At 69.2% G+C, this 24,453-nt stretch carries 24 protein-coding genes; 16 read left to right on the top strand and 8 right to left on the bottom strand.

Annotated features, from left to right (window positions below; genetic code table 11):
• Nucleotides 1-379: 379 nt before the first annotated feature.
• On the bottom strand, nt 380-1,336 hold the full coding sequence (locus tag NCO8_RS22385) for a glutamate ABC transporter substrate-binding protein (protein ID WP_067642056.1): 957 nt from the start codon (nt 1,334-1,336) through the stop codon (nt 380-382).
• Nucleotides 1,333-2,793: a GlnX family signal transduction membrane protein gene (locus NCO8_RS22380; protein WP_067642055.1), complete on the bottom strand. Its 1,461-nt coding sequence runs from the start codon at nt 2,791-2,793 to the stop codon at nt 1,333-1,335. The genes NCO8_RS22385 and NCO8_RS22380 overlap by 4 nt, the downstream gene beginning before the upstream one ends.
• Nucleotides 2,794-2,919: 126 nt before the next feature.
• Between NCO8_RS22380 and NCO8_RS22375 the strand changes: the two genes are divergently transcribed.
• On the top strand, nt 2,920-3,552 hold the full coding sequence (locus NCO8_RS22375; RefSeq protein WP_067642054.1) for an NUDIX domain-containing protein: 633 nt from the start codon (nt 2,920-2,922) through the stop codon (nt 3,550-3,552).
• 213 nt (nt 3,553-3,765) lie between these two features.
• Here the strand turns inward: NCO8_RS22375 and thiE are convergent, their stop codons facing one another.
• Complete coding sequence (gene thiE, locus NCO8_RS22370; protein WP_067484460.1) at nt 3,766-4,464, bottom strand: thiamine phosphate synthase; 699 nt, start codon at nt 4,462-4,464, stop codon at nt 3,766-3,768.
• Between the two features lie 290 nt (nt 4,465-4,754).
• On the opposite strand from thiE, the gene thiO reads away from it, so the two are divergent.
• From thiO to NCO8_RS22340, 6 genes are all read left to right on the top strand, one after another.
• Nucleotides 4,755-5,837, top strand: a complete 1,083-nt coding sequence (thiO, locus tag NCO8_RS22365) for a glycine oxidase ThiO (protein WP_084457368.1) — start codon at nt 4,755-4,757, stop codon at nt 5,835-5,837.
• On the top strand, nt 5,834-6,043 hold the full coding sequence (gene thiS, locus NCO8_RS22360; RefSeq protein WP_067642053.1) for a sulfur carrier protein ThiS: 210 nt from the start codon (nt 5,834-5,836) through the stop codon (nt 6,041-6,043). Before thiO ends, thiS begins: the two co-directional genes overlap by 4 nt.
• Nucleotides 6,044-6,092: 49 nt before the next feature.
• Nucleotides 6,093-6,797 (top strand): thiazole synthase, encoded by a 705-nt coding sequence (locus tag NCO8_RS22355; protein WP_210740245.1) that lies wholly within the window; start codon nt 6,093-6,095, stop codon nt 6,795-6,797.
• 83 nt (nt 6,798-6,880) lie between these two features.
• Complete coding sequence (locus NCO8_RS22350; RefSeq protein ID WP_067642051.1) at nt 6,881-7,813, top strand: ABC transporter ATP-binding protein; 933 nt, start codon at nt 6,881-6,883, stop codon at nt 7,811-7,813.
• Entirely contained in the window at nt 7,813-8,580 is a 768-nt protein-coding gene (locus NCO8_RS22345) for an ABC-2 transporter permease family protein (protein WP_067484474.1), read from the top strand. Before NCO8_RS22350 ends, NCO8_RS22345 begins: the two co-directional genes overlap by 1 nt.
• A gap of 320 nt (nt 8,581-8,900) precedes the next feature.
• On the top strand, nt 8,901-9,755 hold the full coding sequence (locus NCO8_RS22340; RefSeq protein WP_376739936.1) for an adenylate/guanylate cyclase domain-containing protein: 855 nt from the start codon (nt 8,901-8,903) through the stop codon (nt 9,753-9,755).
• A gap of 6 nt (nt 9,756-9,761) precedes the next feature.
• On the opposite strand, the gene NCO8_RS31895 is transcribed toward NCO8_RS22340, so the two are convergent.
• The gene (locus NCO8_RS31895; protein ID WP_167352399.1) at nt 9,762-9,902 is read right to left on the bottom strand and encodes a CG2302 family histidine operon protein; all 141 of its coding nucleotides are present in this window, start codon (nt 9,900-9,902) and stop codon (nt 9,762-9,764) included.
• A gap of 85 nt (nt 9,903-9,987) precedes the next feature.
• Here NCO8_RS31895 and NCO8_RS22335 point away from each other — a divergent pair, with 85 nt between their 5' ends.
• From NCO8_RS22335 to NCO8_RS22305, 7 genes are all read left to right on the top strand, one after another.
• Complete coding sequence (locus NCO8_RS22335; RefSeq protein WP_067642131.1) at nt 9,988-11,703, top strand: acyclic terpene utilization AtuA family protein; 1,716 nt, start codon at nt 9,988-9,990, stop codon at nt 11,701-11,703.
• Nucleotides 11,700-12,851 (top strand): acyl-CoA dehydrogenase family protein, encoded by a 1,152-nt coding sequence (locus tag NCO8_RS22330; RefSeq protein ID WP_067642050.1) that lies wholly within the window; start codon nt 11,700-11,702, stop codon nt 12,849-12,851. The genes NCO8_RS22335 and NCO8_RS22330 overlap by 4 nt, the downstream gene beginning before the upstream one ends.
• The gene (locus tag NCO8_RS22325; protein WP_067642049.1) at nt 12,848-14,446 is read left to right on the top strand and encodes an acyl-CoA carboxylase subunit beta; all 1,599 of its coding nucleotides are present in this window, start codon (nt 12,848-12,850) and stop codon (nt 14,444-14,446) included. The genes NCO8_RS22330 and NCO8_RS22325 overlap by 4 nt, the downstream gene beginning before the upstream one ends.
• 11 nt (nt 14,447-14,457) lie before the next feature.
• On the top strand, nt 14,458-16,455 hold the full coding sequence (locus NCO8_RS22320) for an acetyl/propionyl/methylcrotonyl-CoA carboxylase subunit alpha (RefSeq protein WP_067642130.1): 1,998 nt from the start codon (nt 14,458-14,460) through the stop codon (nt 16,453-16,455).
• Nucleotides 16,452-17,612, top strand: a complete 1,161-nt coding sequence (locus NCO8_RS22315; RefSeq protein ID WP_067642048.1) for an acyl-CoA dehydrogenase family protein — start codon at nt 16,452-16,454, stop codon at nt 17,610-17,612. The genes NCO8_RS22320 and NCO8_RS22315 overlap by 4 nt, the downstream gene beginning before the upstream one ends.
• A gap of 118 nt (nt 17,613-17,730) precedes the next feature.
• Nucleotides 17,731-18,513, top strand: a complete 783-nt coding sequence (locus tag NCO8_RS22310) for an enoyl-CoA hydratase family protein (RefSeq protein WP_067642047.1) — start codon at nt 17,731-17,733, stop codon at nt 18,511-18,513.
• 4 nt (nt 18,514-18,517) lie between these two features.
• The gene (locus NCO8_RS22305) at nt 18,518-19,132 is read left to right on the top strand and encodes a TetR/AcrR family transcriptional regulator (RefSeq protein ID WP_067484489.1); all 615 of its coding nucleotides are present in this window, start codon (nt 18,518-18,520) and stop codon (nt 19,130-19,132) included.
• Between the two features lie 151 nt (nt 19,133-19,283).
• Here NCO8_RS22305 and NCO8_RS31505 read toward each other — a convergent pair whose 3' ends face one another.
• Complete coding sequence (locus NCO8_RS31505) at nt 19,284-19,466, bottom strand: hypothetical protein (protein ID WP_157105035.1); 183 nt, start codon at nt 19,464-19,466, stop codon at nt 19,284-19,286.
• 14 nt (nt 19,467-19,480) lie between these two features.
• A complete protein-coding gene (locus NCO8_RS22300; RefSeq protein ID WP_067642046.1) occupies nt 19,481-20,116 on the bottom strand; it encodes a class I SAM-dependent methyltransferase in 636 nt (211 codons plus the stop codon).
• Between the two features lie 141 nt (nt 20,117-20,257).
• On the opposite strand from NCO8_RS22300, the gene NCO8_RS22295 reads away from it, so the two are divergent.
• Entirely contained in the window at nt 20,258-20,983 is a 726-nt protein-coding gene (locus tag NCO8_RS22295) for a TetR/AcrR family transcriptional regulator (protein ID WP_084457387.1), read from the top strand.
• Between the two features lie 110 nt (nt 20,984-21,093).
• On the opposite strand, the gene thiD is transcribed toward NCO8_RS22295, so the two are convergent.
• On the bottom strand, nt 21,094-21,942 hold the full coding sequence (thiD, locus tag NCO8_RS22290; protein ID WP_067642045.1) for a bifunctional hydroxymethylpyrimidine kinase/phosphomethylpyrimidine kinase: 849 nt from the start codon (nt 21,940-21,942) through the stop codon (nt 21,094-21,096).
• Nucleotides 21,943-22,019: 77 nt separating this feature from the next.
• Here thiD and NCO8_RS22285 point away from each other — a divergent pair, with 77 nt between their 5' ends.
• Nucleotides 22,020-23,168, top strand: a complete 1,149-nt coding sequence (locus NCO8_RS22285; protein ID WP_067642044.1) for a GTP-binding protein — start codon at nt 22,020-22,022, stop codon at nt 23,166-23,168.
• 100 nt (nt 23,169-23,268) lie between these two features.
• Here NCO8_RS22285 and NCO8_RS22280 read toward each other — a convergent pair whose 3' ends face one another.
• The gene (locus NCO8_RS22280; RefSeq protein ID WP_067642043.1) at nt 23,269-24,402 is read right to left on the bottom strand and encodes an epoxide hydrolase family protein; all 1,134 of its coding nucleotides are present in this window, start codon (nt 24,400-24,402) and stop codon (nt 23,269-23,271) included.
• Between the last annotated feature and the right edge of the window lie 51 nt (nt 24,403-24,453).

The raw sequence follows: 24,453 nt of genomic DNA, 5'->3' as shown, positions 1-24,453 counted from the left end.
GGTCGGTGGGGTGGCGTTGCTTCGGAACCTGCACGCGTCGAAGCCGACTGCGCGACAACAGCTCCCGGCGCCTCGTGATGCGGGTCGGATGCGATGTTCGGGCTCGCCTGGGGTGCGGCTGCGTGCGGACCCGGGGTCGTGCCGGTGGGGCTCGGACGGGGTTGTCCGAGGGGAAGTTTCGGGAGGGGTTTGGTTTCGTCGTCCTCGGTGGAGGGTGGCAGCGTCCAGCCGCCGGGGAGTGTGCCGGGTTTCGGGCGTTGGGTGAGGCTGGTGGGCTCGGGGCGCGGGGCGAGTTCGGGCGCCGCGTCGCCGGTGGGTGACTGATCGTCCGGGTCGCCGTGGCCCGGTGCGCCTTTCGGTGGCGTTGTACTCATCGCGATCAGTCCTGGTACTTCGGGGCAGGTGGTGTCGCTTCGCCGAGCGTGGACAGCCAGCGGCGGTGGATGCGGGTCCAGGTGCCGTCGGTGCGGATGCGGTCGAGGGTGGCGTTGACGAAGCGGACCAGGTCGTCGTCGCCCTTGGGGATGCCGATGCCGTAGGGCTCGGCGCTGATGCTGTCACCGACCACCTCGGTGTAGGGGTCCTGGGCGGCGAGACCGGCGAGGATGGCGTCGTCGGTACTCACCGCGTCGACCTGGCGTTGCTGCAGGACGACGAGGCAGTCCGCCCAGGTGGGGACCGTGAGGATGGTCGCGGCGGGCTGATCGCGGCGGATGTGGTCCAGCGAGGTCGTCCCGCGTACCACGCATACGCGCTTGCCCGCCAGATCGGCGAGGCCGTTGATCCCGGAATTCTTCATCGCCAGCACCCGCTGATCGGCGCGCAGATACACCGTCGAGAACGCCACCCGCTCGCGCCGTTCACAGGTGATCGTCATCGTCTTGGCCACCAGGTCGACGGTGTGCTCCTGCAGCGCCTTCTCCCGCTCTTCCGAAGCCAGACTTCGGTATTCGATCAGGTCCGGATTGCCGAGCAGGTCGCGGGCGATCTCGCGGGCGATATCGGCGTCGAAGCCGACGATGCGCCCGGTCACCGGGTCGCGGAAGCTGAACAGATTGCTGCCCGCGTCCAGCCCGACGACCAGCCTGCCGCGCGCGCGAATGGCCGCGATCGTCGGACCGTCGGCGGTGCTCGGGCGCAGGCTCGCGGTCGGATCGCCGCACTGCGCGCCGGTGCGTGGCGGCAGCGGGGTGTCGGTTCCGATGGGAATCGCCTTGGCGGGCAACGGCGGTTCGGAATACACCGTGTGTTCGTCGGGTGCCGGTGTGCTGTTGCCGGAACAACCGCCGAGCAGCGCGACCAGCAGCAGCGCCGCGACGGCGCGCCCCCGCCTCACCGGTACTCCCGCAGCCGGGGCCAGAGCCCGAGCGCCACACAGACGGCGGCGGCGATGCCGAGCACCAGGGCGCCGGGAGCCAGGAACGAGAGCACATCGGTGGCCTGGGACACTTTGTCGCGCAACCGGTCTCGCGTGGCTGTCCGGGCGTCGTCGAGTGCGCGTTCCAGGGCGTCGACCTGGGCGGTCGAATCGGCGGCGCTCGGCCCGGTCGCCACGGCGGCGGCGCCGACGAAATCACCACGCTGGAGGGTGTCGTTCATCCGCTGATGCGCCGACTGCCAGCGAGCAAGCGCGGCGCGCGCGTCGGTCACCTCGTCGGCGGCCGGTGCGCCGGACGGGTAACCGTCGAGGAGTTCGGCGAGCCGGGCGGCGTTGGCGTCGAACGTGCGGTCGTAGTCGCCGGTGGCGTCGCGGCGCACCAGTTTGACCATTTCGGCGGCCCTTGCCTGCTGCACCAGGATCCGGCTCTCGGCCAGCCGGGCGGCGGGCACCGCGCCCTCGTCGCGGCAGCGGATCATCGCCACCGCCGACACCGACCCGGCCGCCACCGTCCACAGCAGGGTGAGCGCCACCATCGCGGTACCGATCAGCAGGCCCATGTTGAAAACCCGCCGCGAGCGGCGCGCCAACTCCATCTGCACGTAGACGAGCGCGGCGAGCGTGAGCACGAGCAGCCCGATCGCGACCCACGGCGGCTGCACGTGCCGGTGCTGGGCGGCGGTCACCGCGTCGAAGCGGTGGTCTTCGAGTTCCTCGGCCATCGGCAGCAGGGTGGTCTGCATCTGGTGGGAGGCCTCGCTCAGATACGCCGCGCCCACCGGGAAACCGTTGCGGTTGTTGGCCCGCGCGGTCTCGATCAGCCCGGTGTACACGGGCAGGCCGGTCGCGATGCCCGTGCGCAGGCGTCGGTCGGTGCCCGCCGGGTCGGCCGCCTCCTCGGCGGAGATGTGACCGGCCTGGGTGACCAGCTCGGCGGCCGCCTCGCCGATGGCCTGGGTGTAGCGGTCGCGCACCTCCTCGGGCTCGACGCCACCAGCGATGAAGGCGCGGCCCGCGGCGGCGTCGGCGATCGAGAGCGAGGTGTAGAGGTGGTTGGCCGAATGCGCATCGGGTTCGGTGTCGTCGAGCAGGACGCCCAAAGCTTGCTTGCGCTCGCTCACGGTCGTCGAAGTCACCATGCCCGCGGCTACGCAGAGCAGCATCAGCACCAGTCCGGCGGCGAGCAATCGGCCCGGCGTCGACCGCGCGAACCCCCGCAGACGGGCGGGCTGGAACTGCGCGCGCAAGGCTTTCACATCGGGTGCGGGCGGTCGATCGGCGACGAGCACCTGCCTGCGCGAGGGCATCCGCCGCGTCGTGGCTTGCGGGCCGTTACCCGCTTCCACCTGCGGTGACGGGCCGGTTCGGACAGCCGCGACCTCGGTCGCCGCCTCGCGGTTTCCCGGTTCGACCATCGCTCACCTCCCCGTCCTGTCCGCGCACCCGTCCTGGTGCGGAGTTTATTGTGGTCGTACCGGTGCCGCAGCCCCTCAGACACCCCCGTGGCGGTTGCTGCACGGCTGCTAGGGAGAGGGTATTGGATGCGCGGTGACGGAGACGGGTGGGCGGACAGCCCGGGTGGCGTCCGGCACTGGGGCAAGTTCGGTGCGGCGGGTCTGCTGCTGCGCGCACCGCTGCCCGGTGGTGGCTCGGCGGTGCTGCTGCAGCATCGGGCCGCGTGGAGTCATCAGGGCGGCACGTGGGCGCTGCCCGGCGGAGCCCGCGATTCCCACGAGACCGCCCGGCACGCGGCGGTCCGCGAAGCCGAGGAAGAGGCCGGGATCAGCGCCGACGCCGTGCGCGTGCGCGCCGAACGCCTCACCATGACCGCGCCGAGCGGCTGGACCTACACGACCGTCGTCGCCGACGCGGCGAGCACGCTGCCGACCGTCCCCAACCAGGAGAGCACCGAACTGGCCTGGGTCCCCGAAGACGACGTCACCGCCCTCCCGCTGCACCCCGGTTTCGCCGCCGCCTGGGTCGGCCTGCGCGCCGTCCCCCTGCGCGTCGTCGATGTCACCCCCGACCTCGCCCCCGCCTTACCCCGCACGGTCGACCTGTCCGGCCACGGCTTCTACTGGCTGCACACCACGGTCACCGGCCCCGGCGCCGAAATCCTCCTCGACCACCCGACCACCGGCCCCACCGTCACCCGAGCCGACCTTCTGTCCTGAAACCCCTCGTGCCGTCCGAACCCACCGGGCCGCACGCATGAACTCCGAACGTCGCCGCCATGAGCGTCCGCGGCACGTCGCAGCTGGATTCAGCCGCCGCCAGGGGCCACCTGCGGCAGGCAATCGCGACCTGGTCAGTGGATCACCACGCTCTGGTGGCGGGAGCCTCTCGGCCGATGCCGCCACCAGAGCGTGGTGATCAAGCGTCCAGGTTCAAGAGGCGGCTAGGAGGGCCGATTTGAGTTCGCGGGCGGCGGCTTCGGGGTCGGCGGCTTCGGTGATCGCGCGGACGACGACCACGCGGCGGGCTCCGGCTTCGAGGACTTCCGGGAGGCGCTCGGTGTCGATGCCGCCGATCGCGAACCAGGGGAGCGTCGGGTGGGAGTCGGCGGTGGTGCGGATCAGGTCGACGCCCGCGGCTTGCCTGCCCGGTTTGGTCGGGGTGGTCCAGATGGGACCGGTGCAGAAGTAGTCGAGGTGGCCGTCGATCGCGGCGAGACCGGCCTGGTTGCGGTTGTGGGTGGAGCGGCCGATCACCACGTCGGGGCCGAGGATGCGGCGCGCGTAGGCGGGCGGGAGATCGCCTTGGCCCAGATGAAGCACGTCGGCGCCGGCGGCGAGGGCGATATCGGCGCGATCGTTCACCGCGAGCAGCGCGCCGTGCCGCCGGGTGGCCGCCTTGATCTCGGCGAGCGCACCGAGTTCGGCCTTCGCCTCGAGCGGCCCGAACTCGGCCTCGCCCGGCGACCCTTTGTCACGCAACTGCACGATGTCGACGCCACCGGCCAGCGCGGCATCGACGAACCTGGCCAGATCGCCCTTCTCCCGGCGTGCGTCGGTGCACAGATACAGCAGGGCCGAGGAGAGGCGTTCCCTTGGCGGGACGGAACGGTTCGGGTGGGAGGGCTGCACAGTGTCGACGGTAGTCGCGCTACCGTGGAACCGCGAACGTCGAAACCCTCGACACGGTGGACTCGCGGCAATCCCACCGAGCCCGTCGTCGAAACCCTCGATGTTCGACCAGCGGTGGCCCCGGTTCTCGGCCGCCTCGATCTGGGCCGCCCGGCCCGCGGCGCCGTCCGCAACGTCGCGGCGACAGTACGAGAACTCACAGCGCCGGTCACGGCCCAGGGCCGCGCGGCGAAGGACACGGCAACAGGCGAAACCTGCGGCGCCAGCCGCAACTGGACACGGAGGCGTTGATGCGGACACTGGCGGTTGTCGGCGGCGGTGCCGTCGGACTCGCCGTCGCATGGCGGGCCACCGAGGCGGGCTGGACCGTCACCGTGTTCGACCCGGCTCCCGGAACCGGTGCGTCCTTTGTCGCGGGCGGGATGCTCGCCCCGCTGTCGGAAGGCTGGCCCGGTGAGGACCGCGTGCTGGAATTCGGCGCCGCAGCCCTGGCCGCCTGGCCGTCCTTCGCCGAGCAACTGCGCGCGATCACGGGCGAGTCCGTCTTCGTCGCCGACGAGACCCTCACCGTCGCTCTCGACGCCGCCGACGCCCAGGACCTGCGCACCGTCGCGGACTGGCTCGCCGGTTTCGGCCACGATCTCCCTGTCCTCGACCGCGCCGGCGTCCGCGCGCTGGAACCGGCGCTGGCCCGCACCGTCCGCGCGGGCCTGCACGCCAGGACGGAACCGGCCGTCGACAATCGCCGCGTCCTGCGCGCACTGCACGCTGCCTGTGCCGCTTCGGGCGTCGAGATCCGCGCGGAATCCGTTGCCGCACTGGACGATCTGCCGCACGATCGGGTCGTCCTCGCGGCGGGCGCACGGTCCGCCGAGCTGTGGCCCGGTCTGCCGGTGCGCCCGGTGAAGGGGGAGATCCTGCGGTTGCGCCGCAGGCCGGGCGTGAGCCCACCGCCGACCCGCGTGATCCGGGCGCGCGTGCACGGCAGGCCGGTGTACCTGGTGCCAAGGGCGGACGGAATCGTCCTCGGCGCAACCCAATACGAGGCAGGGCTCGACACGACCGTCACCGTCGGCGGGGTGCGCGACCTGATCGCCGACGCCGAAGCCATCCTGCCCGGCATCGGCGAATACGAGCTGGCCGAGGCCGCTGCCGGTTCCCGCCCCGCCACCCCCGACAACCTGCCGCTGCTCGGTCCACTCGACGACCGGGTATTCGCGGCCACCGGACACGGCCGCAACGGCATGCTCACCCTCGCGCTCACCGCGGCCCTCGTCCCCGGTCTGCTCGACGGTGTCACCACGCCGGTCGCGGAACTGGCCGCACCGCAACGTTTTCCAGCATCCGTGCTGTCTCGAGGAGGAACCCGATGACCATCCCGATCGGCGTCACCGTCAACGGTGCCGACCACGAGTTCGCCGAGCCGCTCAGCGTCCGCGAACTGCTCAACCGGCTCGAATTGCCCTGTCAGGGTGTGGCATTGGCGGTCGACGGTGCGGTGTTCCCGAAGTCGCGCTGGGACGAACCGGTCGGGCGCGGCTGGACCATCGAGGTGCTCACGGCGGTGCAGGGTGGCTGACCTCGCACCGTTGCGGATCGCGGACAAGGAGTTCGGTTCGCGGCTCATCATGGGCACCGGTGGCGCCGAGAACCTCGCCGTGCTCGAGCAGGCCCTGATCGCCTCGGGCACCGAACTCACCACGGTCGCCATGCGCCGCGTCGACGCGGTCGGCGGCACCGGCGTGCTCGACCTGCTGAAACGCCTGGACATCACCCTGCTGCCGAACACGGCGGGCTGCCGCACCGCCGCCGAGGCTGTGCTCACCGCCCAGCTCGCGCGCGAGGCGCTGGAGACGAACTGGGTGAAGCTCGAGGTCGTCGCCGACGAGCGCACGCTGCTACCGGACCCGTTCGAACTGCTCGACGCCGCCGAGAAGCTAGTCGACGACGGTTTCGTCGTGCTGCCCTACACCACCGACGACCCGACGCTGGCCCGCCGCCTCGAAGGCGCGGGTTGCGCCGCCGTGATGCCGCTCGGCTCACCGATCGGTACCGGCCTGGGCATCGGCAATCCGCACAACATCGAGATGATCGTGGCGGGCGCGGGCGTGCCGGTGATCCTCGACGCGGGCATCGGCACGGCCAGCGATGCCGCGCTCGCCATGGAACTCGGCTGCTCGGCCGTCCTGCTCGCCACCGCCGTCACCCGGGCCCGCGAACCCGAGCTGATGGCGTCGGCGATGGCCGCGGCCGTGCGCGGGGGCTACCTGGCTCGGCAGGCGGGCCGCATCCCGAAGCGTTTCTGGGCTCAGGCTTCTTCCCCAGCCCGCTAAGGGTTCGGGTCATCCTCGAGGATGACCCGACTCGCGACTTCCAGCCGACGCGCGCGCCGGGTTTGCTGGGGCATGCTGGACGCATGATCGAGCTGAGGGGCCTGACCAAGAAATTCGGCCAGACCGTCGCGGTACAGGATCTCTCGTTCACCGTCCAGCCTGGACAGGTGACCGGGTTCCTGGGACCCAACGGTGCGGGTAAATCGACGACGATGCGGATGATCCTCGGGTTGGACAAACCCACCGCGGGCACCGCGTTGATCGGCGGCAAGCTGTACCAGGAGCTCGAGCGGCCACTCACCCAGGTGGGTGCGCTGCTCGACGCCAAATGGGTACATCCCAACCGGTCGGCGCGCGCGCACCTGCAGTGGCTGGCCGCGTCCAACGACCTGCCCAAGGACCGCGTCGAGGAGGTGCTGCGGCTGGTCGGCCTGTCCGAGGTGGCGGGTAAGAACGCAGGCGGCTTCTCGCTCGGTATGTCACAGCGGCTCGGCCTTGCCGGCGCGTTGCTGGGTGATCCGAAGGTGCTGCTGTTCGACGAGCCGGTCAACGGTCTCGACCCCGAGGGCATCCTGTGGATCCGCCGGTTCATGCAGCGCCTTGCCGCCGAGGGCCGCACGGTGCTGGTCTCGAGCCACCTGCTCTCCGAGATGGCGCAGACCGCCGACCATCTGATCGTCATCGGTCGCGGCAAACTCATCGCCGACACCACGACCAAGGAGTTCATCGAACGCGCGTCCGAACAGTCGGTGCGCGTGCGGAGTCCGCAACTGGACCAGCTGCGCAGCCTGCTCACCTCGCACGGCATGACCGTGCGTGAGGACGGCGACGCCGCGCTGGTCGTCACCGGGGTGACCAGCGACGAGGTCGGCAAGGTCGCCGGAACCAACGGCGTCACGCTTTACGAGCTGGCACCGCAGCAGGCCTCCCTCGAGGAGGCGTTCATGCGGATGACCGGCGGCGCCGTGGAATACCACGGCGGGGGAATCGATCAGGTGATGGGAGGTGCGCTCTGATGGGCGTGCTCGCTGCGGAACGAATCAAACTCACCTCGACCCGGTCGCCGTGGTGGTGCTCGGCGGTGGTGGTGCTGCTCGGCATCGGCCTCGCGGCGCTGATGGCCGTCATCACCAGCGTCGACACCTCCCAGGCGACCGAGCCGGGCGAGGGCCCGCCGATGCTCACCCCGAGCCTGGCGACATCGGGCGTGACGGGCTTCGGCGTGATGGTGCTGATGATCATGGCCGCGCTCACGGTGACCAGCGAATACCGCTTCGGGGTGATCCGGACGAGCTTCCTCGCGGTGCCCAACCGGTCGAAGGTGATCGTGTCCAAGGCCGGTCTGGTCGGCGTGTACGCGGCGGTGCTGACGGGCGTGCTCGCGCTGGCGGCCTTCGTGGTGGCCAAGGCGATCGTCGGTGACGATGCCCCGATGCTCGTGCTCGACGGCAACTGGCGCGCCATCTACGGCATCCCGATCTACGCCTTCCTGAGCGTGTTGCTGGCAGTCGGTGTGGGTGTGCTGGTTCGACAGTCCGCGGCCGCCATCTCGCTGATCGTGCTGTGGCCGCTGCTCATCGAGAGCCTGCTCGGCGCGTTCGGCAGCTTCGGCCGCGCGGTCAACCCGTTCCTGCCCTTCGCCAACGTGAACCGCTTCCTGTCGGTCGAGGAGGTCTCGGGCAACTGGCACTGGGGAGTGTGGGGCAGCCTGGCCTACTTCGCCGCGTTCTGCGTCATCGTCTTCGCCGGCGCCCTGGTGGTAGTGAACCGCCGCGACGCATAACCCTGGTCCTGCCCGGGCTGCCCTCGCAACAAGCCCGGGCCGCGTGGGGGGCGACCTTGTCGGGAGGTCCTCCCCGGAACCCCCGGCGTCCGCTGCCCGGACGCCGGGGGTTTTTGCGTATCCCCACATATCTCGCAAGCACATGGGTAACTCACCGGGCACGGGCTACCGCAACCCCCGACACCGTCTGGCCGCCGACGCAATTCACCCCGTACCCAAGTCTGGCCTTAATTTTCGGGGAGGCGGGACTGTAGGCTCAGGCCGTGAGTGAAACGCCTTCTGGCGCGCCGGATCCGCGACAGCGTGACGCTGACGCCGAGGTGTTCATCCCGTTGGAGCCGACCGTCGATGCCGGTTCCGAGGAGTCCGGTGCCCGCAACGGTCGTCGTCGCGTGCAGATCTCGTCGAAACTGCAAGCCGCCAACCGTCGTGCCGATGTGATCGGCGCATTGCGCAAGGCCCGTCAGCAGCTGCCGGGCGACCCGGCGTTCGGCGATCCGCTGTCGGTGTCCGGGCCGGGTGGGGCGCGGGCGGTGGCCAGGGTCGCCGACCGGATCGCCGGTGGCGCGCCGACGGCGGCACGCGAGATCGGTTTCGGCGCCCTGCAGGTGTGGCAGGCCGCCCTCGAGCGTGTGGGGCGTGGCCGGGGCACCGAGGAGGTGACGATCGTGTTCACCGACCTGGTCGGCTTCTCCAGCTGGGCGCTCGCCGCGGGCGACGAACGCACCCTCGATCTGTTGCGCAAGGTGGCCAAGGCCATCGAACCGCCGATCGCCGAGCGCGGCGGCCAGGTGGTCAAACGCATGGGCGACGGCCTGATGGCCGTGTTCTCCTCGCCCGACCGCGCGGTGCGCGCCGCCCTCGCGGCCCGCCGCAACCTCGAGGACGTGGAGGTACAGGGCTACAAACCGCGCATGCGCGTCGGTCTGCACACCGGGTCCCCACGCGAGATCGGTGGCGATTGGCTCGGCGTCGACGTGAACATCGCCGCCCGCATGATGGAGGCAGGCGGCAACGGCAACACCATGATCTCCAGCACCACCATGGCCGCCCTGCGCCCGGAAACCCTCACCGACCTCGGCGTCACCGCCAAGCTCTACCGCCGCAACTTCTGGGCAGCCCCCCTCAACGGCGTCCCCGAGGACGTAAAGATCTTCAAACTGACCCCCGCCTGACGGCGGTCAGAGCCAGAGGAAAGCGCCGGTGGCGGCGAGGGCGGCCGCGGCGATCAGGGCGATGGACATCGCGCGATTGTTCTTCCAGGTGGTGTAGGCGCCGCCGAGCAGGAAACCGGCGAGGGCGAAGAGCAGGACCGCAGACATGCTCACCATCTTGCCTGGTGAATTGCCCGCAGTTAACAAGCACGCATGCTTGCTTTTTTACGGGACCGATGTGATCCTGGGTGCCATGAGTGCACTCTCCGCTGACCCGGACGTGATCCGGATCGGTAATTGCTCCGGTTTCTACGGTGACCGGCTCAGCGCTATGCGCGAAATGCTCGAGGGCGGCGATCTCGACGTGCTCACCGGCGACTATCTCGCCGAACTCACCATGCTGATCCTCGGCCGCGACCGGATGAAGGACCCGAGCCTCGGTTACGCCAAGACCTTCGTCAAGCAGATCGAGGAGTGTCTCGGTCTGGCGCTGGAGCGCAACGTCCAGATCGTCACCAACGCGGGCGGCCTGAATCCGGCCGGGCTGGCCGAGCGGCTGCGCAAGGTCGCCGCCGACCTCGGTCTCGATGCCAAGATCGCGCACGTCGAAGGCGACGACCTCGTCGCCCGGGCGGGCGAACTCGGCCTCGGTCAGCCGCTCACGGCCAACGCCTACCTCGGCGCATGGGGCATCGTGGAGTGCCTGAACTCCGGCGCCGACATCGTCGTCACCGGCCGGGTCACCGACGCCTCGGTGATCGTCGGCCCGGCGGCGGCCCACTTCGGTTGGGGCCGAACCGAGTACGACGCACTCGCGGGTGCCGTGGTGGCGGGCCATGTGATCGAGTGCAGCACGCAGGCCACCGGCGGCAACTTCGCCTTCTTCACCGAACTCGGTGATCTCGGCCGCCCGGGTTTCCCGATCGCCGAGATCCGTCGCGACGGGTCCAGTGTCATCACCAAGCACGCGGGCACGGGTGGCGCGGTCACCGTCGACACGGTCGAAGCGCAGCTCATGTACGAGATCCAGAGCGCGCGCTACGCCGGACCCGATGTGACCACCCGCTTGGACAGCATCGCCCTGAGCCAGGAGGGTCCGGACCGCGTTCTCATCAGCGGTGTCACCGGTGAGGCCCCGCCGCCCCAGCTCAAGGTCTCGCTCAACACTCTCGGCGGCTTCCGGAACGAGATGGCGTTCATCCTCACCGGCCTGGAGATCGAGGCGAAGGCCGAGCTGGCGCAGCGGCAGCTCGAATCGTGGCTGCCGGTGAAGCCCGCCGAGATCAGCTGGACCCTGGCCCGCCTGGACCGTCCCGACGCCGACACCGAGGAGCAGGCCAGCGCCATCCTCCGCTGCGTGGTGCGCGACCCCGATCCGAACAAGGTCGGGCGCGGCTTCTCCAGTGTCGCTGTGGAATTGGCGCTCGCCAGTTACCCGGGTTGCACCTTTACCGCCCTGCCCGGCAATGGCTCGCCCTACGGGGTCTTCACCCCCGGCTACGTCGACGCGCACGAAGTACCCCACGTAGCGGTCCTCGCCGACGGCACCCGCGTCGACATCGCACCTGCGACGGAAACCCGTGCGCTCGAGCCACTTCCGGAACCCGAGCTGCCCGAACCGCTGCCGCCCACCGAGACCCGTCGTGCCCCGCTCGGCAGCATCGCGCTGGCCCGCAGCGGCGACAAGGGCGGTGACGCCAATATCGGCGTCTGGGTGCGCACCGACGAGCAGTGGCGCTGGCTCGTGCACACCCTCACCGTGGAGAAGCTGCGCGAATTGCTGCCCGAGACAGCCGAACTCGACGTCACCCGGCACGTGCTGCCCAACCTGCGGGCGATCAACTTCATCATCACCGGCCTGCTCGGCAAGGGCGTCGCCTACCAGGCGCGTTTCGACCCGCAGGCCAAGGGGCTCGGCGAATGGCTGCGCTCTCGCCACATCGACATGCCGACGGAGCTGCTCGCATGACATCTGTATGGGACACGCCGGAACGAAAAGAGCTGCGCGCCACCGTGCGCGGGTTCGTCGAGCGCGAAATCCTGCCCGACCTGGACTCCTGGGAGCGCGAGGGCGCCCTGCCACGTGAGCTGCACAAGAAGGCGGGCGAACTCGGTCTGCTCGGCATCGAGTACCCCGAATTCGCCGGTGGCGAGGGCGGTTCGCCCATCGACGGCGTCATCGTGGGTGAGGAGTTCCACTACGCGGGTGCCTCCGGCGGCACCTGGGCATCGCTGTTCACCTGCGGAATCTCGTTGCCGCACATCATCGCCTCGGGCAACCAGGAGCAGATCGACCGCTGGGTGAAGCCCACCCTGGCCGGTGACCTGATCGGCTCCCTCGCCATCACCGAACCCGGCGGCGGCTCCGATGTCGGCCACCTCACCACCTCGGCGGTGCGTGACGGCGACGACTACATCATCAACGGCGCCAAGACCTTCATCACCTCGGCCTGCCGCGCCGACTTCATCGTCACCGCCGTGCGCACGGGTGGGCCGGGCGCGGCCGGTGTTTCGCTGATCATCGTGCCCACCGACACACCGGGCTTCGAGGTCACCCGCAAGCTGGAGAAGATGGGCTGGCTGGCCTCGGACACCGGTGAGCTGTCGTTCACCGATGTGCGGGTGCCCGCGACCAATCTGGTCGGCGCGGAGAACTCCGGTTTCGCGCAGATCGCGAGCGCGTTCGTGAGCGAGCGGGTCGGCCTGGCTGTGCAGGCGTACTCGATGGCCCAGCGCGCCCTCGACCTCACCCTCGAGTGGTGCCGTAACCGGGAGACCTTCGGCCGCCCGCTGATCAGCCGCCAGTCGGTGCAGATGACGCTCACCGAGATGGCCCGCCGCGTCGACACCGCCCGCGTGTACACCCGCTCGCTGGTGGAGCGGGTGGAGAACGGCGAGCAGGGCCTCATCGCGGAGGTCTGCTTCGCCAAGAACACCGCCGTCGAGACCGTCGAATGGGTCGCCAACCAGGCCGTTCAGCTGCACGGCGGGATGGGCTACATGCGCGAGTCCGAGGTGGAGCGCATCTACCGCGACATCCGCATCATCGGCATCGGTGGCGGCACCAACGAGATCCTGACCATGCTGGCGTCGAAAGTATTGGGGTACCAGTCGTGACGACCTTCCGTTCCACCCTCGACACCGCGTCGCCGGAGTACACCGCCGCCGCGGAGGCGATGGCGACCAAGCTCACCGAGGTCGAGGCCGAATTCGCCAAGGCGATCGCCGGCGGCGGCCCCGAGAAGGTGGCCCGGCATCACAAGCGCGGCAAGCTCACCGCGCGCGAGCGCATCGAACTGCTGCTCGACGAGGACTCGCCGTTCCTGGAGCTGTGCCCGCTGGCGGCCTGGGGTAGCGACTTCCACGTCGGCGCGTCGACGATCGCCGGTATCGGCATCGTGGAGGGCGTCGAGTGCATGATCGTCGCGCCCGATCCGACGGTGCGCGGTGGCACGTCCAACCCGTGGACGCTGCGCAAGACGTTGCGCATCAACGACATCGTCAAGGAGAACCGCCTGCCGGTGATCTCGCTGGTCGAGTCCGGCGGCGCCGATCTGCCCACGCAGAAGGAAGTCTTCATCCCGGGCGGTGCGATGTTCCGCGACCTCACCCAGGCCTCGGCCGCCGGAATCCCCACCATCTCCCTGGTTTTCGGCAACTCCACCGCCGGTGGCGCCTACATCCCCGGCATGTCCGACTACGTGGTGATGGTCAAGGAGGGCGCGAAGGTCTTCCTGGCCGGGCCGCCGCTGGTGAAGATGGCCACCGGTGAGGACTCCGACGACGAGACCCTCGGCGGCGCGGAGATGCACGCCCGCACTTCGGGTCTGGCCGACTACATGGCCGCCGACGAGCAGGACGCCATCCGCATCGGCCGCGGCATCGTGCGCAGGCTGAACTGGAAGAAGCAGGGCCCCGAGCCACGTGCGGAGGTCATCTCGCCGCTCTACGATCCCGAGGAACTGCTCGGCATCGTGCCCTCGGACCTGAAGATCCCGTTCGATCCGCGCGAGGTGATCGCCCGCGTCGTCGACGGCTCCGACTTCGACGAGTTCAAGCCGCTCTACGGTTCCAGCCTGGTCACCGGCTGGGCCGAGATCAACGGCTTCCCGATCGGCATCCTGGCCAACGCGCGCGGTGTGCTGTTCTCCGAAGAATCGCAGAAGGCCACCCAGTTCATCCAGCTGGCGAACAAGAAGAACACGCCACTGCTGTTCCTGCACAACACCACCGGCTACATGGTCGGCAAGGACTACGAGCACGGCGGCATCATCAAGCACGGCGCGATGATGATCAACGCGGTGGCCAACTCGAAGGTCCCGCACATCTCGCTGCTGATCGGCGCGTCCTACGGCGCCGGGCACTACGGCATGTGTGGCCGCGCGTTCAACCCGCGCTTCCTGTTCGCCTGGCCGAGCGCGAAGTCGGCCGTGATGGGCGGCGCGCAGCTGGGCGGCGTGCTCACCATCGTGCAGCGCGGTGCGGCCGAGGCCAAGGGCCTGCCGTTCGACGAGGAGGCCGCCGCCGGTCTCGCCGCCATGGTCGAGGCACAGATCGAGGCCGAGGCGATGCCGATGTTCCTGTCGGGCAGGCTCTTCGACGACGGCATCATCGACCCCCGTGACACCCGCACCGTGCTGGGGATGGCTCTGTCGGCCATCCACACGGCACCGATCAAGGGCGCCGAGGGCTTCGGCGTCTTCCGAATGTGAGGCGCGACAACATGGCCATTACGAATGTTCTTGTCGCCAATCGTGGTGAGATCGCGCGCCGCGTGTTCGCCACCTGCCGTCGGATGGGTATCGGCACCACCGCGGTGTACTCCGATGCCGACGCCGCGGCCCCGCACGTAGCCGAGGCCGACGCCGCGGTCCGGCTGCCCGGCAACACCCCCGCCGAGACCTACCTGCGCGGTGAGCTGATCATCGAGGCCGCGCTGTCGGCCGGTGCCGACGCCATCCATCCCGGCTACGGATTCCTTTCCGAGAACGCCGAATTCGCGCGTTCGGTGCTCGACGCCGGTCTGGTGTGGATCGGTCCGCCGGTCGCGGCCATCGAGCAGATGGGCTCGAAGGTCGAGTCGAAGAAGATGATGGACGCCGCCGGTGTCCCCGTCCTCGCCGAGCTCGATCCCGCCGAGGTCACCGAGGCGCACCTGCCGGTGCTCATCAAGGCCTCCGCCGGTGGTGGTGGTCGCGGTATGCGCGTGGTGCGTGAGCTGGGCGATCTGCGAGACCAGATCGCCGCGGCCCAGCGCGAGGCAGAATCCGCGTTCGGCGATCCGACGGTGTTCTGCGAGCGCTACCTCGAGACCGGCCGTCACATCGAAGTCCAGGTCATGTCCGATACTTTCGGCAAGACCTGGGCCGTCGGTGAGCGTGAGTGCTCGATCCAGCGTCGTCACCAGAAGGTTGTCGAAGAGGCTCCTTCGCCGCTGGTCGAGAAGATCGACGGCATGCGTGATCGCCTGTTCGAGGCGGCACGGCTGGCCGCCGAGGCGATCGGATACGAGGGTGCGGGCACCGTCGAGTTCCTCGCCGACGAGAAGGGTGACTTCTTCTTCCTGGAGATGAACACCCGTCTGCAGGTGGAACATCCGGTCACCGAGCAGACCACCGGCCTGGACCTGGTCCGCCTACAGCTGCAGGTGGCCTCCGGTCTCCCGCTGCCCGCGACCCAGCCCGCCCAGCGCGGCCACTCGATCGAGGTCCGGCTCTACGCCGAGGATCCCGCGCACGACTGGCAGCCGCAGAGCGGTCCCGTGCACAAGATCGAGATCCCCTTCACCGCAGGGGAATTCACCGTACTCGAGCAGCCGGGTGTCCGCCTCGACACCGGTGTCGTCGACGGCTCGGTCGTCGGCGTGCACTACGACCCGATGCTGGCCAAGGTCATCTCCTACGCCGAAACCCGCGCCGAGGCAGCGCATCTGCTCGCCACCGCGCTCCAGCGCGCCAAGCTGCACGGCCTGGTCACCAACCGCGACCTGCTCGTGCGCGTGCTGCGGCACCCCGCGTTCCTCGCCGGTGACACCGACACCGCCTTCTTCGCCACCCACGATCTGGCCGCGCTGTCGGCGCCGCTGGCGTCGGAGGCCGACGAGGCGCTCTCCATCGTCGCCGCCGCCCTCGCGGATTCGGCCGCCAACCACGCCGCCAACCGCTTCGGCAGGCTGGCGCCCAGCGGCTGGCGCAACCTGGCGTCGGAGCCGCAGCGCAAGTCCTACGAGAGCCGCACCAGCGGCACACACGAGGTGCGCTACCGGTTCGACCGGTCCGGCGCCGTGACGGTCGAGGGCCACGACGGTCTGGAACTGATCTCGGCGACGCCGAACCGGGTCGTGCTCGCCGTGCCGGGTGACCGTGGGCCGGTGCGCCGTCAGTTCGAGATCGCCCGCTACGACGACCTGGTGGCGGTCGACTCGCCGCTCGGCCCGGTGGCGGTGCGCAGGCTGCCGCGCTTCACCGACCCGTCCGAGCAGGTCGCCGCGGGTTCGCTGCTCGCGCCCATGCCGGGCAGCGTGATCCGCCTCGGCGCCGCCGAGGGCGATCACGTCGAGCAGGGCCAGCCGATCCTGTGGCTGGAAGCCATGAAGATGGAGCACACCATCGTCGCGCCGGCCACCGGCGTGCTCAGTGCGTTGAACGTGACCGTCGGCCAGCAGGTCGAGGTCGGAACCGTCCTCGCCGTCGTCGAGGAAGAAGAGCAGGAGCAGGCATGAGCTTCCACGAAACCGAAGAGCAGAAGGCGCTGCGCGCGGCGGTCGCCTCGCTGGCGACCAAGTACAACTACCGCGACTACGTGCTGCCGCTCTCGCGCAAGAACGAGCCGCTCAGCGAACTGTGGGACGAAGCGGGCAAGCTCGGCTTCCTCGGCGTGAACCTGCCCGAGGAGTACGGCGGCGGTGGCGCGGGCATGTACGAGCTGGCGCTGGTGCAGGAGGAGCTCTCGGCGCAGGGCGCGGGCCTGCTGCTGATGGTGGTGTCCCCGGCCATCTGCGGCACCATCATCACCAAGTACGGCACCGACGCGCAGAAGCAGACCTGGCTGCCCAAGCTGGCCGACGGTTCGTCGAAGATGGTCTTCGCGATCACCGAGCCCGACGCCGGCTCCAACTCGCACCAGATCACCACCACCGCCCGCCGCGACGGTGACGACTGGATCCTCAACGGCCGCAAGATCTTCATCTCCGGTGTCGATCAGGCCGAGGCGATCCTGGTGGTCTCGCGCACCGAGGACCACAAGACCGGCAAGCTCAAGCCCGCGCTGTTCATCGTCCCGGTCGACGCGCCCGGCCTGGTGAAGAACGTCCAGGAGATGGACGTCATCGAGCCGGACAACCAGTTCACGCTGTTCTTCGACGACGTGCGCCTGCCCGCCGACGCCCTCGTCGGCTCCGAGGACGCGGCGCTGGCGCAGCTGTTCGCCGGGCTGAACCCCGAGCGCATCATGGGCTCGGCCATGGCCATCGGCCTTGGCCGCTACGCCATCGACCGCGCGGTGGAGTACGCCAAGGAGCGCACCGTCTGGAAGACGCCGATCGGTGCGCACCAGGGCATTTCGCATCCGCTGGCGCAGATCAAGATCGAGCTGGAGCTGGCCAAGCTGATGATGCAGAAGGCCGCGACGCTCTACGACGCGGGTGACGAGTTCGGGGCTGCCGAGGCGGCCAACATGGCCAAGTACGCGGCCGCCGAGGCCAGCATCAAGGCGCTGGATCAGGCGATCCAGACTCACGGCGGTTCGGGTTTGACCAAGGAGGTCGGGCTGTCGGCGATGCTGCAGGCGGCTCGGATCATGCGGATCGCGCCGGTCAGTCGCGAGATGATCCTGAACTTCGTGGCTCAGCACTCGTTGGGGCTGCCGCGGTCCTACTGATTGTTTTGTGTTTGAAGAGACCCCGCCGCTTCGCGGCGGACCCTCCTTGAGGTCGGGTCGTGCGGGGTTGGGAGTGCGGTCATGGCGGACTTACTGCGACTGAACGGGAGTTGTTTCGATGAGTGGATCGGCTGATGCGCCTTATGTGCGTTATGAGGTGGTCGATGGGTTCGCCACGCTGACCTTCGATTCTCCGCACAACCGGAATGCTTTGTCCTCGAAGCTGGTTCGTGAGCTGCTCGAGGGGTTCGATCGGGCGGCGGGGGATGCGGCTGTGCGCGGGATCGTGCTCACCCATACGGGGGACACGTTCTGTGCGGGGGCCGATCTCAAGGAGGCGAGTACCGTCGATCCGGCGGTGGCCGCCGACCAGCGGACGCGGGTGATGATCGACGTGCTGCGCGGAATTCTCACCTCGCCCAAGCCGGTGATCGCGCAGATCGACGGGAATGTGCGGGCCGGAGGTATGGGCATCATCGGTGCCTGCGATCTCGTCGTCGCGGGGCCGGGCAGTAGTTTCGCGCTCACCGAGGTGCGGATCGGGATGGCGCCGTTCATGATTTCGCTCACGCTGGTTCCGCGCATGGACCAGCGGTCGGCCAGTCGCTACTTCCTCACGGGGGAGAAGTTCGACGCGGCGACGGCGCGGGAGATCGGGTTGGTCACCATCGCGGCCGACGACCCGTCGGCCGAGGTGAAACGCCTGTGTGGACAACTGCGGAAGGGGTCACCGCAGGGGTTGGCGGAGTCGAAGAAGCTCGTCAACGCGACGCTGCTCGCCGACTTCGACGCCCGGGTGGAGGAGCTCGCGCAGCGCTCGGCGGGGTTCTTCGGCACCCCGGAGGTGATCGAGGGTATGACGGCCTTCTTCCAGAAGCGCCCGCCGAGCTGGGCACAATAAGCCCATGGCGACACCCCACGAACCCAAGCAGGACCGCAGCCGGGTCACCCGGCAGCGGCTGCTCGAGGCGACCATCGACTGCTTGGCCGAGATGGGCTGGGCCGCCGCGACGGTGTCGGTGGTCGCCGAGCGGGCGGGAGTGTCGCGGGGCGCCGCGCAGCACCACTTCCCGACCAGGGAAGACCTGATCACGGCCGCACTCGAGTACATGTTTGAGTTCCGGATGGACCAGGCCAAGACCGAAGCCGAAACGGTGCGCGAGGTCGCGCAGGGCATCGGCCGCACCCGCGCCGTGGTCTCGGCGCTCATCGAGTCCTATACGACACCGTTCTTCAAGGCCGCGCTGCAGGTGTGGACGCACGCGGCCGCCGACCCGGCCCTGCGCGAACGCATCGTCCCGCTCGAGGCCCGCTTCGGCCGCATCGCGCACCGCCGCGCCGTGGAAGCGCTCGGCGTCGACGATTCCGACCCGGTCACCCACCACCTCGTGCAGGCCACCCTCGACCTGGCCCGCGGTCTCGGCCTCGCCGACGTCCTCACCGACGACTCGGCGCGCCGCAAACAAATCGTCGACCAGTGGGCCGCGACTCTGCACAACGCCCTCAACCTGGCCCACTGAACCCCTGTGGGCCGTCGCCTCGGTGGTCGACCGCTGCTGGGTGGCACCCACGCGGCACCCTCGACTCCGTTAACAGGCTAGCTAGGCGAGGCAGTGTAGCTACGCGAGCAGTGCAGCTAGGCGAGCAGTGCAGCCAGGCGAGGCAGTGCAGCTAGGCGAGCAGTGCGGCCAGGCGAGGCAGTGCGGCCAGGCGAGGCAGTGCGGCCAGGCGAGGCAGTGCAGCTAGGCGAGGCAGTGCGGCCAGGCGAGGCAGTGCGGCCAGGCGAGGCAGTGCGGCCAGGCGAGGCAGTGCGGCCAGGCGAGGCAGTGCAGCCAGGTGAGGCAGCACAGCCATGCGAGGCGGCGCAGCTACGCGAGACGGCGCACGCGGACAACGCTGTCGGACCGCTCGCCAGCGACACCATCGGGGCTGGTCGACGGCGTGGTGACGAAATCGGCCGTTTCCACCTGCCACCGGCCGGGAGCGAGGTCGAGCTGCTCGATCACCTCGTCGATGGTGGGGAAGTGGACGGCGTGCGGCGGATTGTCGGCGGCCCAGGTCGGCCAGCCCGCGTGCCCGCCGACGATCAGCGAACCGCCGGGTGCCACGGCTTCGGCCGCTCGGCGCAGGATGCGGGCGCGTTCGTCGGGGCGTTCCACAGGGGAATGCAGGAACTGCGCGGAGACCAGATCGAAGGTGCCCTCGGGGAAGGTTTCCATCAGGTCGTGGCGCTGCCACTCGATGCTGACGCCCGCATCGGCCGCGTGCTGCGCGCCGCGTGCCATGGCGGTGGCCGACACGTCGACCGCCGTGACCTGCCAGCCGCGGGTGGCCAGCCAGATGGCGTCGCCGCCCTCGCCGCAGCCCAGGTCGAGCGCGGTGCCGGGGGTGAGATCGGCGGCTTCGCGGACGAGGGTGGCGTTGGCGTTGCCGGTCCAGATCTGGTCGCGCTCCCGGTAGAAGTCTTCCCAGAACTGTTCGGCGGTCGGGGTGGTCTCGGTCATCGAAGCTCCTGATGGTGCGGGTCTGATCGGATGTTCTCGATGGTGCACACCGATGCCGTTTGCTGGCAAACTTCCTTGCCGGTACGGCAAAAATTCAGGGGTGGCAGCGTGTCGCGCCGCGTGGCCAGCGATACTGCCAGTGTGACGCGCGTGCATCGGAAGGCCGACGAGGTCCCAGCCCGGCGTGTGGACGCGCGCACCGAACGCTGGCGGGCCCACCGCGTCCAGGTGCGGATCGAATTCGTCGAAGCGGCCTTCCGGGCCCTCGACGCGCACGGCCCGGATGTGAGCATGGGCGACATCGCCAAGGAGGCGGGCGCCGCCAAGCCCAAGCTGTACCGGCACTTCGAGGACAAGACCGATCTCTACAACGCGATCGTCGACCGGGTGCGCGAAATGCTCTGGGAGCGGCTGCTCGGCGGGATCGACCTCACCCACGACTCGGCAGCCGAACTGGTGCGTCGCGCGGCCGCAGAGTACGTGGCGGTGGTGTCGGAGCACCCGAATGTCTTCCGGTTCATCTTGCACAGTCATTTCAGCCAGCAGGCCCGTGAAACCGAGCGGGCCTTGGCCGCCGCCCGCCAATCGGCCAGGCGCGCCGCCGAATTCATCGCCGGGTTGCTGCCGGACGAGTCGGTCGACGTGGCGGGCATCGAATTGGTGAGCTATTCGATTTTCGGGGCGGTCGCCTCGGCGACGGACTGGTGGCTCGGCGCCAACCAGCGCGAGGTGTCGGCGATGCCCGTGGAGCGGTTCATCGACTATCTGGCCGAGAGCATCTCGGCCCTCGCCCAAGCTCACGCCCGGTTCAACGGCGTCCGGATCGATCCGGCCGAACCGCTGCGCGACGCATTCGTGACTGACTGAACTCGCGCCCGGCACGAACTTCGTTGTTCTCGCCGACTACGTCGTTGGAGCCGGTGGGGGTGCGATGACCTCAGTATGGACCCGCCCACCGACAAGTTTCGATTGCCACGCTAGCGATCTGTGCGGAGTCTCCATAACGGCGACACAGGCCCGTGACCAGCGCCAAGGTCGTAGGACGCGGCCAGGCACCGATAGGTCCACTCCTTGGCGAAGGCCACCGCATCGGGCACCGAGTACCCGTGGGCGAGCGCGCTCGCGATGGCCGCGGCCAAGGTGTCGCCACCGCCGTGATCGTTGCCGGTGGCGATGCGCGGTGCGCTGAATTCCTGGAAGGTGTCGCCGTCGAAGAGCAGGTCCGTGCTGGTCTCCGATGTGCGCAGGTGTCCGCCCTTCACGATGGCCCACTGCGCGCCGAGGGCATGTAGGGCTTCGGCGGCCTTGCGGGCGGTCGGGTCGTCGACCACCTCGATGCCGGTGATGAGGCGCACCTCGTCGAGATTCGGCGTGACGACGGTGGCGAGCGGGATGAGCGTGGTGCGCACGGCGTCGAGCGCCGAGGCGTGCAGCAGCGGGTCGCCGTGCATCGACGCCGCGACCGGGTCGACGACCAGCGGCACCGTTCCCTGGCGCCCGATCCCGACCTCCCGGCACACCGCCGCCACCGATTCGATGATGGCGGTGGACGCGAGCATCCCGGTCTTGGCGGCGCCGATCCCGATATCGCGCACGACCACCCGCACCTGATCGGCCACGATCTGCGGCGGGATCTCGTGAAAACCGCTGACGCCCACCGTGTTCTGCACCGTCACCGCCGCGACGGCGACACAGGCGTGCACCCCGCACATGGCCATGGTCCGCGAATCGGCCTGGATGCCCGCGCCGCCGCCGGAGTCGGTGCCCGCGATGGTGAGCGCGCGAACAGGAGTTTGGCCATCGGGGGCGAGCGGCAACATCTTCACGCCCCAACCCTACGACCGCCTGTCCGATTTCCTGGACCCAACCGGTTACAGCAATTGAAAACCATTATCATTAACTGGTGACCACTACCGATTCGCCCGCCCGCCTGCCCGTCACCGTCCTGTCCGGCTTTCTCGGCGCGGGCAAGACCACCCTGCTCAATCACATCCTCGCCAACCGCGAAGGCCGCCGGGTCGCGGTGATCGTCAACGACATGAGCGAGGTGAACATCGACGCCGCGCTCGTCGCGGGTCAGGGTCACCTCGATCGGACCGAGGAGAAACTCGTCGAGCTCACCAACGGCTGCATCTGCTGTACGCTGCGCGAGGACCTGATCGAAGCCGTCGCCCGGCTCGCCCGCGAGGGCCGCTTCGACCAGTTGGTGATCGAGTCGACCGGCATCTCCGAGCCGATGCCGGTGGCCGCCACCTTCGACTGGGAATTCGAGGACGGATTCCGCCTCGGCGATGTGGCCCGCCTCGACACCATGGTCACCGTCGTCGACGCCTCGACCTTCCTCGCCGAACTGGTGCGCGGCCAAGCCCTGGCCGAGCGTGAACTCGAAGCAGGCGAGGGTGATTCGCGGACCATCGCCGACCTGCTCGTGGATCAGGTGGAGTTCGCCGATGTACTGCTGGTGAACAAGACCGACCTCGTCAGTGCGAATGCCGCCGCGACGGTCGAGGCCACCGTGCGCAGGCTCAATCCGCGCGCCCACATCCTGCGCACCGAGAAGGGTGTCGTCGACCTGGGCGAGGTGCTGTCCACGGGACGCTACAACCCGGTGGTCGCCGCCGAAACAGACGGCTGGGCAGAGGAATTGGCAGGCGGGCACACACCCGAGACCGAGGAATACGGCATCAGCAGTCTCACCTTCACCGCCGACCGCCCCTTTCATCCGCAACGCCTGGCCGACGCGCTGACCACCCTGCGCGGCATGCTCCGCAGCAAAGGTTTCTGCTGGATCGCCAGCCGCCCCGAGCTGGCCGCGATCTGGTCGCAGGCCGGACCCAACCTCACCTTCGAACCGGGCGCGTGGTGGTCGGCGCTCGAAGTGCCCGCCGGACAGGAGATCGTATTCATCGGCGTGCGGCTCGACGCGGCGGCGGTGCGGCGCGAACTGACCGCCGCCCTGCTCACCGACGCGGAGTTCGCCGCGGGCGCGGCCGTGTGGGCGACCTACGACGACCCGTTCCCCGCCTGGGGCGACCTGCACGAACACCACTGATCGTCGACTTCGTTACGCACATGTCGGTGCGCTGGTGCATGATTCGAATGGGCTTCGGCCCACGCACCGATGAGGGGAGCGTGGGCCGGGGCACCGGGACTCAGGACAGGCCGGCGAAGAACTGCCGGATATCGCCCACCAGCACCTCCGGTGCCTCGTGCGCGGCGTAGTGCCCGGCCGCATCGTTGGCCCCGCCCGCGCCGGTGCGCACGTCGTAGGAATTCCAGCTGACGATATTGCTGTGGTCGCGTTCGGCGAAGCGCCGGATAGACTGGAAATCGCCGGCGAACATGGCCAATCCGGTCGGCACGGTGGTCGGTGTGGTCGGGTGCTCGGCGGCGTGCGCGTCCTCGTAGTAGAACCGCAGCGACGAACCGGAGGTGCCGGTGAGCCAGTACAGCGCCACATTCGCGATCACGAACCGCGCGTCGATCGATTCACCGAACAGCTGCGCGTTCCAGCCGAGCAGGCCGATCGGTGAATCGGCCAGCGCGTAGGCCAGCGTCTGTGGCTGCTGGCTGTGCAGGGTGTTGAACGCCATCTTGTTCTCGTGGAACCACTGCAGGTGTTGCAGCGCTGCCATATCCGCCTCCGACATGCCCTCGAACTCGGCCGGGTCGCCGGACGGGAAGGAGAACAACTGGGTGACGTGCACGCCGATCACCTGCTCCGGCGCGATCCGCCCGATCTCAGGGGAGACCATCGAACCGCCGTCGTTGCCGATGGCGCCGTAACGCTCGTAACCCAGGCGCGTCATCAGCTCGGCCCACGCGCGGGCGGTGCGGTAGCGATTCCAGCCGGTGCTGCGGGTGGGCCCGGAGAACCCGAACCCCGGCAGTGACGGGATGACCAGGTGGAACGCCGGATCCTCGGCGGATTCGGGCTCGGTGAGCGGCGTGATCACATCCACGTATTCCAGGATCGAGCCCGGCCAGCCGTGGGTGAGGATCACCGGCGTCGCATCGGCGCGCGAGGAACGGATGTGCAGGAAGTGGATGTTCTCGCCGTCGATCTCGGTGGTGAACTGCGGGTAGGCGTTGAGTTCGGCTTCCACTGTGCGCCAGTCGAATTCCTCGAGCCAGTACTTCGCCAGGGCGCGGACCCGGTCGCCGGGAACGCCGTAGGCATCGCCCACGCCGGGCAGCTCGTCCGGGTAGAGCGCGTTGCGCAGCCGGGCGGCGAGATCGTCGAGCCGGGCCTGGGGAACATCGATGCGGAAGGGCGTGACGGTCATGTCGGATCCTCTTCTTGAAACGGAATGCTTCGTTCTGTTACAACCTTAACA

The sequence above is a fragment of the Nocardia coubleae NBRC 108252 genome (genome assembly GCF_001612805.1).
GTDB classification, from domain to species: domain Bacteria; phylum Actinomycetota; class Actinomycetes; order Mycobacteriales; family Mycobacteriaceae; genus Nocardia; species Nocardia coubleae.
The sequence above is the reverse complement of the archived record's forward strand: the minus strand, read 5'-3'. Positions and strand labels throughout refer to the sequence as shown.